This window comes from Enterobacter chuandaensis, assembly GCF_039718975.1.
Lineage (GTDB): Bacteria > Pseudomonadota > Gammaproteobacteria > Enterobacterales > Enterobacteriaceae > Enterobacter > Enterobacter chuandaensis.
In genome coordinates this window covers 1,657,085-1,671,402 of record NZ_CP097173.1, presented here as the reverse complement: position 1 = coordinate 1,671,402, position 14,318 = coordinate 1,657,085, and the positions used below count along the sequence as shown (strand labels likewise).

At 57.4% G+C, this 14,318-nt stretch carries 11 protein-coding genes; 1 reads left to right on the top strand and 10 read right to left on the bottom strand.

The annotated features are described in order from the left end of the window. Positions 1-161: 161 nt before the first annotated feature. The 4 genes from mukB to cmoM are packed head-to-tail and all read right to left on the bottom strand — an operon-like array spanning position 162 to position 7,403. A complete protein-coding gene (mukB, locus tag MX657_RS07995) occupies positions 162-4,613 on the bottom strand; it encodes a chromosome partition protein MukB (protein ID WP_218728824.1) in 4,452 nt (1,483 codons plus the stop codon). Continuing rightward, a complete protein-coding gene (mukE, locus tag MX657_RS07990) occupies positions 4,613-5,317 on the bottom strand; it encodes a chromosome partition protein MukE (protein ID WP_008499954.1) in 705 nt (234 codons plus the stop codon). The genes mukB and mukE overlap by 1 nt, the downstream gene beginning before the upstream one ends. After that, positions 5,298-6,620 carry a chromosome partition protein MukF gene (gene mukF / locus MX657_RS07985; RefSeq protein WP_041910621.1) on the bottom strand — a complete coding sequence of 441 codons (1,323 nt, stop codon included), beginning with the start codon at positions 6,618-6,620 and terminating at the stop codon, positions 5,298-5,300. Before mukF ends, mukE begins: the two co-directional genes overlap by 20 nt. A 3-nt stretch (positions 6,621-6,623) precedes the next feature. After that, entirely contained in the window at positions 6,624-7,403 is a 780-nt protein-coding gene (gene cmoM, locus MX657_RS07980; RefSeq protein WP_080327690.1) for a tRNA uridine 5-oxyacetic acid(34) methyltransferase CmoM, read from the bottom strand. Positions 7,404-7,527: 124 nt separating this feature from the next. On the opposite strand from cmoM, the gene elyC reads away from it, so the two are divergent. Next, positions 7,528-8,307 (top strand): envelope biogenesis factor ElyC, encoded by a 780-nt coding sequence (elyC, locus tag MX657_RS07975; protein ID WP_346807991.1) that lies wholly within the window; start codon positions 7,528-7,530, stop codon positions 8,305-8,307. Here elyC and MX657_RS07970 read toward each other — a convergent pair. The 6 genes from MX657_RS07970 to msbA form a co-directional block, all read right to left on the bottom strand. Then, a complete protein-coding gene (locus MX657_RS07970; protein WP_119914959.1) occupies positions 8,284-9,177 on the bottom strand; it encodes a YcbJ family phosphotransferase in 894 nt (297 codons plus the stop codon). The genes elyC and MX657_RS07970 overlap by 24 nt on opposite strands. A 141-nt stretch (positions 9,178-9,318) precedes the next feature. After that, positions 9,319-10,065, bottom strand: a complete 747-nt coding sequence (gene kdsB, locus MX657_RS07965) for a 3-deoxy-manno-octulosonate cytidylyltransferase (RefSeq protein ID WP_119914960.1) — start codon at positions 10,063-10,065, stop codon at positions 9,319-9,321. Beyond that, complete coding sequence (ycaR, locus tag MX657_RS07960; RefSeq protein WP_006174474.1) at positions 10,062-10,244, bottom strand: protein YcaR; 183 nt, start codon at positions 10,242-10,244, stop codon at positions 10,062-10,064. Before ycaR ends, kdsB begins: the two co-directional genes overlap by 4 nt. 45 nt (positions 10,245-10,289) lie before the next feature. Further along, positions 10,290-11,519, bottom strand: a complete 1,230-nt coding sequence (locus MX657_RS07955) for a winged helix-turn-helix domain-containing protein (RefSeq protein WP_346807988.1) — start codon at positions 11,517-11,519, stop codon at positions 10,290-10,292. Positions 11,520-11,563: 44 nt separating this feature from the next. Continuing rightward, positions 11,564-12,541, bottom strand: a complete 978-nt coding sequence (gene lpxK / locus MX657_RS07950) for a tetraacyldisaccharide 4'-kinase (RefSeq protein ID WP_346807986.1) — start codon at positions 12,539-12,541, stop codon at positions 11,564-11,566. Next, on the bottom strand, positions 12,538-14,286 hold the full coding sequence (msbA, locus tag MX657_RS07945; RefSeq protein ID WP_346807984.1) for a lipid A ABC transporter ATP-binding protein/permease MsbA: 1,749 nt from the start codon (positions 14,284-14,286) through the stop codon (positions 12,538-12,540). The genes lpxK and msbA overlap by 4 nt, the downstream gene beginning before the upstream one ends. Positions 14,287-14,318 lie beyond the last annotated feature (32 nt).

Sequence of the window (14,318 nt, the reverse complement as noted above, 5' to 3'; positions counted from 1 at the left end):
CACGACATGCCCATCACGTTGGGGCTTTCTTTCATTATAGGTAGACGGCTACTCTGTTGCCTTACCTTATGTAAAGAAGTTTAAAGATAACGCAGCCCTAAGCACAAGTTAAGTTTAAAAAAAAAGCGGCGCCAGTGCGCCGCTTCGGGTCAGCAGATGCTTCAGGAAGCGTCTGCTGTGGTTTCCGGCAATGACTCCGGCGGCTGCGGCGCGAAACCACGCAGACCTACAACATGAACGTGCTCGCTGTTCTGGAAGACTTTACGCACCAGCTTATAGGTGGTCCCTTTTTCAGGGCTGATGTTTTCCGGCGCCGCGATGATGAGCTGCATATCGAGACGATCGCAAAGCTCGAACAGCGTGGCAATCGAGCGGGCATCAAGACGCGCTGCTTCATCGAGGAACAGCAGTCGACATGGGGAGATGTCTTTGCCGCGCAGACGACGCGCTTCATCTTCCCAGCTCTGGACCACCATCACCAGAATCGACATCCCGGTACCAATCGCTTCACCGGTCGAGAGCGCCCCGGATTCCGCACGCAGCCAGCCGTCAGAACCACGGTTAACCTCAACTTCCATTTCCAGGTAGTTACGGTAGTCCAGAAGCTCTTCACCGATAGTTTGCGGCGTACGCTGGCCCATATCAATCTGCGGGTTCAGGCGCTGATACAGCTTCGCCAGCGCTTCGGAGAAGGTCAGACGGTTGCTGTTGAACAGATCCTGATGCTGTTCGTGCTGCTCAGACAATACGTCCAGCAGCGTAGCATGGGCCTCACGCACGTTGACGTTAAGACGCACGCTGTTCACCTGGCCAAACGACACGCTCTGCAGCCCCTGGTTCAGCTGGCGGATACGGTTCTGCTCGCGCTGAATGGTTTTGCGAATGATGTTCGCCACACTGCGGGAGCTGATAGCCAGCTTCTGCTCGCGGGAGGTCAGCTCTTCCGTCAGGCGGCCCAGCTCGATTTCCATCTGTTCGATGGCTTCAACCGGATCGTCGGTACGAATGATGTCCTGACGGATACGCTCGCGCAGGTGCTGGTAAACGGCCACGAAGAACTGAATTTTACGTTCAGGACGCTTCGGATCCTCTGACATGCGCAATACATCGCGCAGGTGTTCGTTATCCGCCACCGCCAGACGTAGCGCACCCAGCGCCTTATCCGACATGGAACGCAGCTCATCGGCAGAGAGGTACGCCAGCTCGCGGCGGTGCAGGCGACGCTCAACGTTGTTGTCTTTCACCATGCGCATTACGGCGCACCAGCCCGCTTTCGCCGTCACGACCTGCTCGCGCATTTCATGATAGTCGCGTTCCAGCTTGCGCAGGCGACGGGTCAGGTTATCCATTTCCGCTTCGCAGAAGGTGAGCGCTTTTTCCAGCTGATTACGACGCGCACGGTTATTGCTGAGCTGGCTATGCAGCTCATCACGACGAATGCGCGCGCGCTCTTCCGCCCCGCTGTCGGCACGGACGCCAATGTCCTGTAGCTCTTTCTGCAGGTCGTTTAAGAGCTCTTTCTTGGTGTCGAAGGAGCTTTTCAGCGAGGCCAGCACCTGATTGTACTGGTTCAGCTGAGCCGAGTGGCTGCGCATTGCTTCGCGGGCGCGGGTACGTTCCGCTTCCGCCTGCTCAAGGCGCTGACGCAATTTTTCATTCAGGTCGCTGTTACCGCTCAGCATTTCAGCCGAATCGGAGTAGCCGAAGTGCGCACGACGCTGCACTACTTCCGTCAGGGCAAACGCCTGCTGACGCGCTTCGCGCTGCACCTGCTGTGACCAGGCATAATCTTCTTTTAACTGCTCGAACTGTTCCGGGTCGCTCTGCAGTACAGACACGACGGGCTCCAGCTTCGCCAGCTGGTTGCCGTGCTGCTGCACGAAACGCGCGGCTTCCTGGGCTTCATCCAGACGTTCCTGAATCTCATCCACGCGGTCGGCCAGCGTGTCATCCGCCAGCAGGTTCAGGCGCGGCAGGATGCGGTTAAGGGCAGCGACGCCCTCTTTCGCCTGTTCAAACTGGACGCGGCTCTGCTGGTTGTCACTTTCATGGCTTGCAATGGCACGTTCCAGCTCGCCACGGCGGGTATTGAGCTTGCGGATTTCCGCTTCCGGGTCGGCTTCAAACGCCACGCCCAGATGGCTGCCGATAAAGCGGCTGAACGCCTGGTGCAGACGCTGGGTTTTCTGTACGTCAAACGAAAGGGTGGCAAAACGTTCAGACAGCGTTTCACGCTCGGCGTGCAGGCTTTCGATGCGGCTTTCGCGCGCGGCGCGGCCAAACAGCGGCAGCTCCGGGAAGCGGGAGTAACGCCACTGGCGATCGGCGATTTTCACCACCACCGCTTTTTCCAGCTCGTCAACGCTGAAGACGCTGTCATCGAACGACTGCGGATCCCCTTCGATCAGATAGAGATCTTCCGGACAATCTTCCAGTCCTGCGAGCTGCTCAGAAATCAGCGACAGATCCGGCACCACAATTGCGTTGCGGGATGGACCATACAGCGCGGAGAAGTATGGTGCATCATCAAGGCCGACGTCGTCGTAAATCTCTGACAGCAGCACGCCGCCAAAACGCTCGGCTAAGGCATTCAGACGCGGATCTTCTGACCCGCCCGGCTGGCTTAAGCGCTCGATTTCTTCATCGACGTCGCGCTTGCGGGCGCCCACTTCATCACGCTCAACAATCGCTTCGCGTTCGCGCTCCAGCAGCTGCTGCAGGTATTCGGTCACTTCCTGGCTGGACTCGAACTGCTCGCCGCACTGTTCGCTGAGCTGGTTCAGGCTGCTTTGCGCTGCCAGCCAGACCGGCGCACGCTGCAGGAGTGCCTTCGAACGGGACTGAAGCTGCTCCAGCTCCTGACGCAGCGTCATACGCTGCTCGCTGGCGTTTGATACGGTATCGGAAAGGGCCGCAATACGCGCTTCCAGCTCCTGATGCAGCGCCTCAAGTTCGTCGAAATCGTAATTTTTACCCTGACGCTTGCAGAACTCGGCCAGCAGACGCTCGGCTTCCTGCTGCTCGCGCAGACGCTGTTCCAGCTCGTTCAGACGCATACGCAGCGGCTGCACCTGCTCGGCCAGATGGCGCTGGTTGACGCCGTCGCGCAGCAGTTCACGGGCAACATCCCAGGCTTCGTTACGCGCCAGCGGGCCATTAATGGCAACCACCAGTTGATAAGCCTGCTCAAACTGGCTGTGCGCCGTTTGCGCGACGCTCATTTTCTGTTCAAGCGAGAGCAGTTTCTCGGTAGCTTCCTGCTCTTTGGCCTGGAAGGTATCCAGCCATTCGTCGGCGCTGTCCGGCGTCAGGTCTGGCAGATGGCACAGCTCTTTTGCACGCTGTAGCGCCTGCAGCGCCTGGTTGTACTGGATCGCACGCGTCTGCTGCACGTCCAGCGCCTGCTGGTAATCGGCAAGCTGGCTTTTCAGCTCGTCCACTTCCAGCTCGGCGGCTTCGGCGCGGGCTTCGTTCTCTTCCTGCATCTCGGCGGCTTCGGCCACCACTTCATTTTGCTCTTCGAGACGAATCTGCAGCTCATCGAGATCCGCTTCGTAGCGTTCGATCTTTTCCTGCTGGCGTAGCGCGGTCTGCACCAGGTTCAGGTGATCGCTGGCAGCCTGGTAATCGGCTTCCAGATCGCCTTCGGCACCGTTGTGTTCGCCCAGCTCGCGCGCCATCTCGACGTGCTTATACTGCTCGGCCACCAGCTGTTTACGGGAGGTAAACAGCTCGCGGCGGTATTCTAATGCCTGATCGAGATGAACGCGGCGCTCGTTAGCATGGCGCATATAGTCCGCCGCCACGTAGTTGGTGGCTTCGCTGATCAGGTGTTTAAACAGGTCGCGGTCAGACTGGGTAACGCGAATCGCTTCCAGCGTCATGCGGTTTTCACGCAGCGCCGCTTCCATGTCCTGGAAGGCCTTACGCACGCCGCTGTTTTCCGGCAGCAGGTAGTCACGCAGGGAACGGGTAATGGCGCTGGAGATACCGCCGTACAGGGACGCTTCGATCAGACGGTAGTATTTACTACGGTCTGATGCCGTGCGCAGACGACGCGCCACCACGCCCAGATCGAACATCAGGGAGTGGTAGTCGGTAATGGAGTTGAACTGTTTGAACTGGACGCCTTCAATGGCTTCGAGCTTGTCTTTCAGCTCCTGCAGCGTCAACACGCGCGCCTGGCGTTCGTTCAGCGTTTCCGTCAGCAGCGCGGTTGGCTGCACGGAGGTTGGCAGCCCCTGGATCGCAAACGGTTTGATATCCACTTTACGGTCGCGGCCGGCGACCTGCTGCAGGCGCACCCCCACCACCACGCGCTGGTGACGGGAGTTGATGACGTCCAGCACGGAATAACAGACGCCTGCTTTCAGCTTACCGTGCAAACCTTTGTCGCGAGAGCCGCTGGTGGCACCCGCTTCGGTGGTGTTACGGAAGTGCAGCAGCGTCAGATCGGGGATCAGCGCCGTAACAAACGCCGCCATGGTGGTGGATTTACCTGCCCCGTTACCGCCGGAGAGCGTCGTGACCAGCTCATCCAGATCGAAAGTACGGGCAAAGAAGCCGTTCCAGTTAATCAGCGTTAGTGAGCGAAATTTACCGCGTTCAATCATTACTCTTCCTCCCCGCTATCCGGCAGATTTTCTTCATGCTCGTCATTGAGCTGCAAATGGTTTTCCACCGGCATCGCTTCACCATCGCGGATCATGCGAAGCTGCGCTTCACGCGCGTCATCGCCCGCACGCACGTCAGCGCCGAAGCGGAAGACAGATTCCGTAATGCGGAATTTGCTGCTGTCGTGGCCCATAAACCAGACCATCCCCAGACGGCGCAGACGGTTCAGGGAAGAGCGAACCTTTTCCTGTAATTTCTGACGGTCAAGATCCGATCCCGTCGAACGGTTGTTCACCAGCTTGAGCAGCTTGCTCTCATCAGCCAGCGTCAGCAGTTCATCGTACAGCTCCTGCTGGGTGAAGATGCCTTCATTCGCCAGACGCTCGGGGCTGAGATAGAGATAACAAAGAATTTTGCCGACCATCATGTCCAGCTCGGAGAGCACGGAGCGCGGGATCAGCGTCGTGGAGCGCGGTCGCAGATAGAAAAAACCTTCCGGCGCGCGGATAAGCTCCACGTTATAGCGGGCGTAAAACTCTTCCAGATACTCCTGGAAGTCCATCAAAAAGGCGTGATTATCCAGCTCGTCCAGGCCAATGTGACGACCGGCACGCAGCTGGCTGTCCAGCGCCGGAAATAACGGATTCGCCAGCGCCTGTGCCAGCTTAACTGGCATCACTTGTTCAATATTTGTCAATGACATGCGCCTGTACCTTGGCTCCGTAATCGTTAATTGGCTGCCACTTCGGCGGCAGTCCGGTGAAGTCTGCTTGCGCGATACCCAGGCGCACCGCCTGGTCTACCACAATGCGGGCAACGTCGAAGTGGCGCGCGCGCGGATATTGCGCCAGATAGTCGCGCACCACGAGCCCAAGATCCAGCGGCGCTTGTCTGGTTTTGTAGACCGCGAGCTGTTCTTCGATCATCGCCGCAAGTTGCTCACGAATTTCGTTGAATTCTTCGTACTCCAGATCCGGCGGCAGTTCACCGGTCACCTCTTCGTCGCGCAACGCCATCTCTTCGTCGCGCATATCCAGCAGACGATCGGCATTGGCGTAGGTCAGCGCCCACGGCGCATCGAAGTAGGTCTGTACCGACTGACGCAGACGCTGGGCAAAGACGCGGTTTTTATCCATATCAATCGCGGTACGGATAAATTTATGCACGTGGCGGTCGTAGCCGATCCACAGGTCGATCGACTGCTGGCCCCAGCTGATAATACGGTCGAGTTTGCTCTGCAGATCGAACACCAGACGGTCGATAAAATGCAGATCGTCATGCGCCAGGGTCGCATCCTGAATGCGCAGCAGGTTGGCCTGCAGTTTATCCCCTGCGGCCTCCAGCGTATCCTGCAGTTCACGCAGCGTACCGGACGTTTCTGACAATAAAAGTTCGCAGCTGGAAATGGCCGCTCGCCAGTCTTTATTCAGCAGCTGCGCGATATCGTCTTTCACCTGCTGCTGCTGCTCGTCCATCAGGCGCTGAGTGAGATCGATACTGTCGAAAATCTCGGCCACCGAGTATTTCAGCGGCGCGTAAACGTTGCGGTGCCAGTGGAATTCGTCACCGTTTTCATCTGCCGCGTCGGCGGCGCGCTTAAGCTCACCCGCCACGATCGAGAGCTGCATGGAGAGACGCAGCGTGGAGAATTCGCGCTGGCGAATGTAGTAGTCGGTGATGCCGATACCCAGCGGCGTCAGGCGATAGATGGCGTTTCCTTCCGCCTGCTCGCTGGTAAAGCGGTTCAGCAGACGTTGACGCACCATATCGTTGATTGCGTTGTTGGCACGCACGCTAATGGTTTCGCTGGTTTGCTCAAACGCATCACTGACGTGGCGGAACGCATCCACCAGTTCACCCTCGCTCATTTCACCGTCCAGCCGTTCGCCGTTCAGCGTGGCAACTGCCAGCAGGAAAGAGAGTCTGTCTACCGGCAGCGAGATGGAGAAATCGTTTTTCCTGGCCCAGGCAACCAGTTCGGGGACTGTCTGGGAAAATTCACTCATAGGTTATCCTTGCATCTGCGGCTTGTGCGCGGTGACGTGAATATAGCGGCCAAGGCTAATAAAAGGCTCCTGACGGCAATACCGCGTTTCTAATTCTGTTAGGGTGTCAAAACAGTCGCGCTGTTTATGTTTTTCACGCAGATAATCATGAAACACCCTGACGCCCGTTTTCCCGACGATCTGCCAGCCAATCTCTTCCAGCCAGCCGTAAACCTGCTGCGGGTCGCGCGGATAGTCCGGGGAAAGCGTGCGTTTTTTCTTTTTAGGCATCCCGACCTGAACATAGTCGAAGTTACCTGCCACCATGTTGTGCATCAGGAAGCCGTTAGCATTGTAGAACATCAGCGACAGCGTACCGCCCGGGCGCAACATAGACCACAGGGTTTGTAACACGCTTTGCGGATCGGCAACCCACTCCAGCACCGCATGAAACAATATCAGATCAACCTGGGTTTCCAAATGCTGCGCGATGTCCTGAGCGGCGCATTGTATAAAATGCATGTTGTCGCTCACACCTTTCTCTTCTGCAGCACGCGTCGCGCGGGCGACCATTTCAGCAGAAAGATCGCAAAGCGTGACGTGATGACCGAGCCCGGCCATTTTTATCGCCGTCTGCCCTTCACCGCCACCGGCGTCCAGCACGCGCAACGTTTGGCCGCCAAAGGTCGCCAGAATGGTGTCCAGATCCTGCCAGAGGATCGTCTGACGGAGCTGCCCTTTCGTGGTGCCATAAATGTTGCGCGAAAACTTTTCCGCGATGTCATCAAAATTGCGATCCCGCATTGGGAGAGTTCCACTCGCTAACTGCAAAACCGCTATTTTGTCACACCCGCGCGGAGAATGAACCTCTCTGGTGTAATATCACCGGTAATCACCTGCTGTATGGTCAAAAAAGGAACCAAAAAGGATGCTTTTTACCCTTAAGAAATACGTTGGAGGGATGATGCTTCCCCTTCCGCTGCTGCTTATCATCATCGGGCTGGGGCTGGCGCTGGTATGGTTTAGTCGCTTCCAGAAGAGTGGCAAAACGCTTATTACGTTCGGCTGGCTGGTCCTGCTGCTGCTGAGCCTGCAGCCGGTCGCGGATGGTCTGTTACGCCCCATCGAAAACAGATACCCAACGTGGCAGGGAAACAAGAAAGTTGAGTACATCGTGGTGCTGGGCGGCGGGTATACCTGGGACCCTGACTGGGCTCCCAGCTCGAACCTGATCAACAACAGCCTGCCGCGGCTAAACGAGGGCATTCGCCTGTGGCTGGCGAACCCGGGATCAAAAATGATCTTCACCGGCGCGGCGGCTAAAACCAACCCGGTAAGCACGGCTGAAGCGGGGGCCAGAGTCGCGGAATCGCTCGGCGTACCGCGTTCTTCTATCATCACGCTGGACAGCCCAAAGGATACCGAAGAGGAGGCCGCGGCGGTGAAGCAGGCGATTGGCGATGTCCCGTTCTTACTGGTGACCTCCGCCTCGCACCTGCCACGCGCGATAATTTTCTTCGAGAAGCAAGGCCTGCACCCACTTCCCGCACCGGCAAACCAGATGGCCATCAGCGCGCCGCTCAACCCCTGGGAACGGGTGATCCCCTCCCCGATGTGGTTGATGCACAGCGACCGCGTCGGCTACGAAACGCTCGGACGCCTCTGGCAGTGGTTGAAAGGATCGTCAGGCGAGCCAGGGCAAGAGTGATTTAGCCGCCAGATCGAAGTTAGCGCGATTGAAACGTCCGGTGTTGACCAGTTGCGCCACTTCGTCCCAGAGCAGATAAAGCCAGCGCCGCCAGAGAAACGCCTCTGCAACGGGCGCGCGCTGAAGATAGTGCCACAGTAAACCTTCCCCCGCCCCGCTGTCGCTGAGCCTGAACAGCTCATATTCCCGCGGAGCCCAGAGCATGATTCCCGGCCCTAGCATCGCCAGAAGCTGATCGCTGCGGGAGTCTTTCAGCATGCTGCGCAGGGTAAAATTGCCGTGGATAAGCACGCAGTTGTCGTTAAAGCCATCGAACAGCGCCGGCAAGCACTCGCGGGTGCGAAACAGAATACGCTTATCCTGCATGGTCAAACCGGTATTGTTGAACTGGTTAAGCGTCCCCCACAGCACTTCCACCCGCTGGCGATACCACAGCGGCCACAGGTTTTCCTGGGTGCTGTCGACCGGACCAACAAGCCCGCGGCTATCCTGACGATGCCAGGCCAGCAGCGCCTCGACAATCTGGTCTTTGAGCTGTTCCCAGCGTTCCGGCGTGCGCGCGGGCGCTTCAACGGGCACGCCGCGTAAACGCTCAATCAGCAGTACGTCCGGGCCGGGGTGTTCCTCGTGGGTCATCACGCCGTACACGGTCGGCATACGGACGGTTCCCTCCCGTGCCAGCATCGACATTTTCCAGGCAAGCTGCCTGGCCACGCCCGGCGACGAGAAACTTCGTGCCATCAGCGGCATCGGGTTGCCCTGGCTGTCATACAACGACCAGAGCGCGGTATCGATCTTTTCACTCACGCACTCGACCCGGCTTAACTTCTCACCCAGCAGATGGCTAAGTTCAGCACGCAGCTGTTCCATATGAGATTACCCCCATTAAGACTACTGCTTTTATAATGAGCGCACAGCGTGAAGATGTCACCCGGAAGAGATCAATTAGGATAAAGAAAGGGGAATTTGCGCGGAGAGGACATCCCCCCCAAAGGAGGGATGCAGGCGGGATTAGCGCAACTCGGCGCGGACGCGCTCAAGATCTTCCGGCGTATCAACGCCCGTTCCCGGTACTTCGCGGGCAACGGCAACGTGGATTTTTTCGCCATACCAGAGCACGCGCAGCTGCTCCAGCATTTCGATATGCTCCAGCGGGCTCGGCGCCCAGGCAACATAGCGACGAATAAAGCCGGCGCGATAGCCGTAGATCCCAATATGACGCAGGAAGGTATCACCGATGGTCTCTTTAGAGAGCGCAAAGCGATCGCGATCCCAGGGAATCGTCGCGCGGGAGAAATAGAGCGCGTAGCCTTCGGCATCCATCACCACCTTCACCGCATTCGGATTGAATGCCTCTTCCGCGTGGTGAATGGGCACCGCGAGCGTCGCCATACCGACCTGACGCTGCGCCAGGTTTTCTGCCACCTGACGGATAATAACGGCCGGGATCATCGGCTCGTCACCCTGCACGTTTACGATGACCGTATCGTCACTGAAACCACATTTCTCAACCACTTCCGCCAGACGCTCGGTGCCGGACTGGTGATCGGCGCGGGTCATGCACACTTCACCACCTGCGGCTTCAACCGCACGAGCGACGTCAGGATGATCGGTAGCAACAATCACGCGATCGGCACCGGATTCACGCGCACGCTCAAGAACATGCACAATCATCGGCTTGCCGTTGATGTCCACCAGCGGTTTACCCGGCAGACGCGTTGAGGCATAACGCGCAGGAATAATGACAACAAAACTCATGGTTTGCTCTCTTCTGCCACCAGGGAACGAGCTTCGTTTTCCAGCAGTACCGGAATGCCGTCGCGCAGCGGGAAGGCCAGGCTGTCGAGCTTGCAGATCAGCTCCTGTTTGTCCTGGCTATAGTAGAGTTTGCCGTTGCATACCGGGCAGGCAATAATTTCAAGTAAACGGTGATCCATAGTTCCTCCGTATGGGTAATCGCTAAAGCTTAACACATTCCCTTTTCAGGGCGTGCCTGTTTCCCAGCCACTTCGACAGGAAGTGAATAACCCGTCAGGTACCCGGCCAAGCGTTACCGTATGAGCGTCCTGCCAGCGCGCGAATTCGCTAATGGCGGACGTTAACCCTTTTTCCAGGCTCGCCGTGACCCTGATGCCCTCTTGCAGATAAAGGGCAATGACTTCAAGCGTGCCGGTCTTGCGGTGCATTTTGGCATCCATGCGTCCGACCAGTTTTCCCTTGTGCAGCAGCGGTAAAACAAAGTAGCCGTATTGCCGCTTTGGCGCCGGGGTATAGCATTCCAGCCGGTAGCTGAAGTCAAACAGCTGCTCGGCGCGCTTTCTGTCCCAGACCACCGGATCGAAAGGTGACAACACCGCGCTGTGGGTCGCCCGGAGTTTCCCCTCCAGGGCCTCAGGCAGCAGAGGGAGAAGATCCGCATGCAGCCACATTTCACCCAGCGTTTCCACCATAACGGGAATAACTCGCTGTTCGCGCTGCCATATCTCCAGCAGAGGCTTCAGCGCAGGCTGACGGAGGCGGTAATAGTCTGCCAGCCATTGCGGACGGAAAATGCCCAGGCTACTGGCGCTGTTCTCCAGCATGATGGCCTCGGCCGCCTCCTGAGTAAGCAGGTCACGCTCGTCGTCCCAGTGCGGCATCACGCGATGCGTCAGGTCGTAGACCCGCTGAAAATTACGCCGCTCAATCACCATGACTTTGCCTGACGTGAATAACCCTTCAAGATGACGCTTGTGCGGCTTCCATTCCCACCAGCCGCTTGTGCCTTTGCGCGGATGTTCAAAATCGGCGGAGCGTACGGGGCCGTTTTCCTGAATATGCCCGATAAGCTGCTCAATTTCAGCGGCATGTTCCAGCATCCACGCCTGTCGGTATTTCCAGCCCATCTTTTCCGGAGCAAGCATGCGGTGGCGAACCAGGGCGAAATCGCTGCGGGGCAGGAAGCAGGCTTCGTGCGCCCAGTACTCCATCAGCTCCCCTTTGCAGAGCGCCTCATCCAGCCACTGCGAGGGATAACTTCCCAGACGGCTAAACAGCACCAGGTAAGGGCTACGGGCCACAATGTTAATGGTGTCGATTTGAAGCAGCGACATGCGCTGGACGGTAGAGAGGATATCGGCAGGCTGCGCGCGGCGGCGGGGCTTTTTGAGCAGCCCCTGCGCGGCAAGGTGCAAATGACGTGCGGCTGAAAGCGAGAGTTGCGGTAAAGACATGCGTTTTCCTGTCAGTCAAAGCGCCACCAGAACCGCGTAAGCCTCTACAGCACCAACGCAATCAGTTCCTGGAGCAAGTGTTCCGGCTGTTCGCCGCTGAGTTCAGCGTCAACCGGCAGGTACCACCAGTTATCTTTCGCAAAGGCACGGCATTTCACCGCGTCTTTTTCGGTCATGATCAGCGACTGTCCGGGTACGGTCAGGGCGTCAACCTGCCCTTCCACCAGCGCCTGGTGGTCGGCCAGCGGAACGCGTTTTTCCAGCCGGGCTCCACACTGTTCAAGCGTCGCGAAGAAGCGTGGCGGATGACCAATCCCCGCCATCGCTACCAGTGAAGGCAGCTCAGCAACCGGCCGGCGTTCCCCCGTTGCCAGGTTGATCGCCAGACCCGGCTGCAGATGCATTGGGATTTCACCCGCTTTTGCTTCACCGCCGTTAACAATCACCGCATCAACGGATTTCAGACGCGAAGCGCGTTCACGCATGGGGCCAGCGGGCAGCCACCAGCCGTTGCCGAAGCGGCGAACGCCGTCGATAACAACTATCTCTTTATCACGCGCCAGAGCGTAATGCTGCAGGCCATCGTCAGTAATAATGATTTGTACTGCATGCCCGGCAAGCAGCGCCTGCACGGCGTCGCTGCGCACCGGGGAGACCGCAACCGGCGCGCCGGTACGCTGGAAAATCAATACCGGTTCATCACCGGCTTCGGCGGTCGTGGTTTCAGCCGTGAGCAGCAATGGATAATGCGCCGCTTTACCACCGTACCCACGCGACACCACGCCGGGGCGGATACCGCGTTTTTGCAGCTGCTCCACCAGCCAGATCACCACCGGTGTTTTGCCATTGCCACCCGCAGTGAGGTTACCCACCACGACTACAGGAACCGGCGCGCGCCAGGCACGCTTGATTCGCAGACGGTATAGCAAACGAATGGAGCCGCTCACCAGGCCGTACAACCAGGAGAGCGGCAAAAGCAGCAGCCACAGCGGGGATTCACCGGACCAGATGCGTGCAATCATTCGCCGAACTGCATCTTATGAAGCTGGGCATAAACGCCACGGTGTTCCAGCAGATCGGCATGGCTTCCGCGTTCAACAATGATGCCGTCCTCAACCACAACGATCTCATCTGCCTGCTCGATAGTAGAGAGACGGTGTGCAATCACCAGCGAAGTACGGTTCTTTTGCAGTTCATCCAGCGCTGACTGAATGGCGCGTTCAGATTCCGTATCCAGCGCTGAGGTTGCTTCGTCCAGGATCAGAATCGGGCTATCGCGCAGCAGCGCGCGCGCAATGGCGATACGCTGGCGTTGACCGCCGGAGAGCAGTACCCCGTTTTCACCGATGATCGTATCCAGACCGTTATCCATCTTGTTGATAAAGTCCATTGCATACGCCATACGCGCGGCGTTCTCAATCTGCTCGCGGCTGTACTCGTCAGTGCGCGCATAAGCAATGTTGTTGGCGACCGTATCGTTGAACAGATGCACATTCTGAGAAACCAGTGCAACCTGGTTACGCAGCGACTGCAGGGTGTACTCCCGCAGGTCGTGACCGTCCAACAGGATCTCACCTTCGTTAATATCGTAGAAACGGGTGATCAGGCTGGCAATGGTCGACTTACCGGAGCCGGAACGGCCCACCAGCGCAACGGTTTTACCCGCCGGAATAGACAGGTTGATATTACGCAGCGCGGGGATTTCACGGCCAGGATAGGTGAAGGTCACATTGCAGAACTCAACGTCGCCCCGGGCGCGCTCAATCTCGCGTGTACCTTCGTCTTTTTCCTGTTCGGAATCCAGAATGCTGAACAGCGTCTGACAGGCTGCCATCCCGCGCTGGAACTGGGCGTTCACGTTTGTCAGTGATTTCAGCGGGCGCATCAGGGCAATCATTGAAGAGAAGACCACGGTGATGGTACCCGCCGTCAGCGTCTCCATTACGCTCGGGAAGCTTGCCGCATAGAGAACGAACGCCAGCGCCAGGGACGCAATCAGCTGAATGATCGGGTCAGAGATGGAAGAGGCCGAGACCATTTTCATCCCCTGCAGACGCATTTTATTGCTGACTTTATCAAAGCGTTTGGTTTCAACTTCCTGACCACCGAAGATCAGCACTTCTTTATGCCCTTTCAGCATCTGTTCTGCGCTGGTCGTTACCTGCCCCATGGTGTTCTGCATATTCTTACTGATATTGCGGAAGCGCTTTGAGACGACGCGGATAGCAATAGAAACTATCGGTGCCAGAACGATAAGGATGATCGACAGCTGCCAGCTGTAGTAGAACATCATCGCGAACAGACCGATGATCGACGCGCCCTCACGCACAACGGTAATCAGTGCGCTTGAGGACGAGGAGGCTACCTGCTCTGAGTCGTAGGTAATACGAGACAGCAACGTCCCGGTAGACTGCTTGTCAAAGAACGAGACCGGCATACCCATCATGTGGCTGAACAGACGACGGCGCATGGTCATAACCACTTTTCCGGAAACCCAGGAGATGCAGTAGCTGGAGATATAGCTGGTGATACCGCGTAAGATCATCAGTCCGATAACCACCAGAGGCATCCATAGCAACACTGAGCGATCCGTTTTACCAAAACCGTCGTCCAGTAACGGTTTGAGGAGCGATAACATAAAAGTATCGCTGGCTGCGTTGAGGATTAACGCTACACCCGCCACGATCAAGCCTGCTTTAAAGGGTGCAATCATCGGCCAGAGTCGGCGGAAGGTTTGCCACGTGGAGAGATCTTTGTCGTTATGCATTCAAAAAACCAGCATTTGTTGAAATAGCCGCA

What these genes read in the sequence shown, in the direction of transcription:
- mukF (WP_041910621.1), bottom strand. Translation starts at nt 6,620, where the DNA reads ATGAGTGAATTTTCCCAGACAGTCCCCGAACTGGTTGCCTGGGCCAGG.
- ycaR (WP_006174474.1), bottom strand. Translation starts at nt 10,244, where the DNA reads ATGGATCACCGTTTACTTGAAATTATTGCCTGCCCGGTATGCAACGGC.
- lpxK (WP_346807986.1), bottom strand. Translation starts at nt 12,541, where the DNA reads ATGATTGCACGCATCTGGTCCGGTGAATCCCCGCTGTGGCTGCTGCTT.
- MX657_RS07970 (WP_119914959.1), bottom strand. Translation starts at nt 9,177, where the DNA reads ATGGAACAGCTGCGTGCTGAACTTAGCCATCTGCTGGGTGAGAAGTTA.
- elyC (WP_346807991.1), top strand. Translation starts at nt 7,528, where the DNA reads ATGCTTTTTACCCTTAAGAAATACGTTGGAGGGATGATGCTTCCCCTT.
- MX657_RS07955 (WP_346807988.1), bottom strand. Translation starts at nt 11,519, where the DNA reads ATGTCTTTACCGCAACTCTCGCTTTCAGCCGCACGTCATTTGCACCTT.
- mukB (WP_218728824.1), bottom strand. Translation starts at nt 4,613, where the DNA reads ATGATTGAACGCGGTAAATTTCGCTCACTAACGCTGATTAACTGGAAC.
- kdsB (WP_119914960.1), bottom strand. Translation starts at nt 10,065, where the DNA reads ATGAGTTTTGTTGTCATTATTCCTGCGCGTTATGCCTCAACGCGTCTG.
- msbA (WP_346807984.1), bottom strand. Translation starts at nt 14,286, where the DNA reads ATGCATAACGACAAAGATCTCTCCACGTGGCAAACCTTCCGCCGACTC.
- mukE (WP_008499954.1), bottom strand. Translation starts at nt 5,317, where the DNA reads ATGTCATTGACAAATATTGAACAAGTGATGCCAGTTAAGCTGGCACAG.
- cmoM (WP_080327690.1), bottom strand. Translation starts at nt 7,403, where the DNA reads ATGCGGGATCGCAATTTTGATGACATCGCGGAAAAGTTTTCGCGCAAC.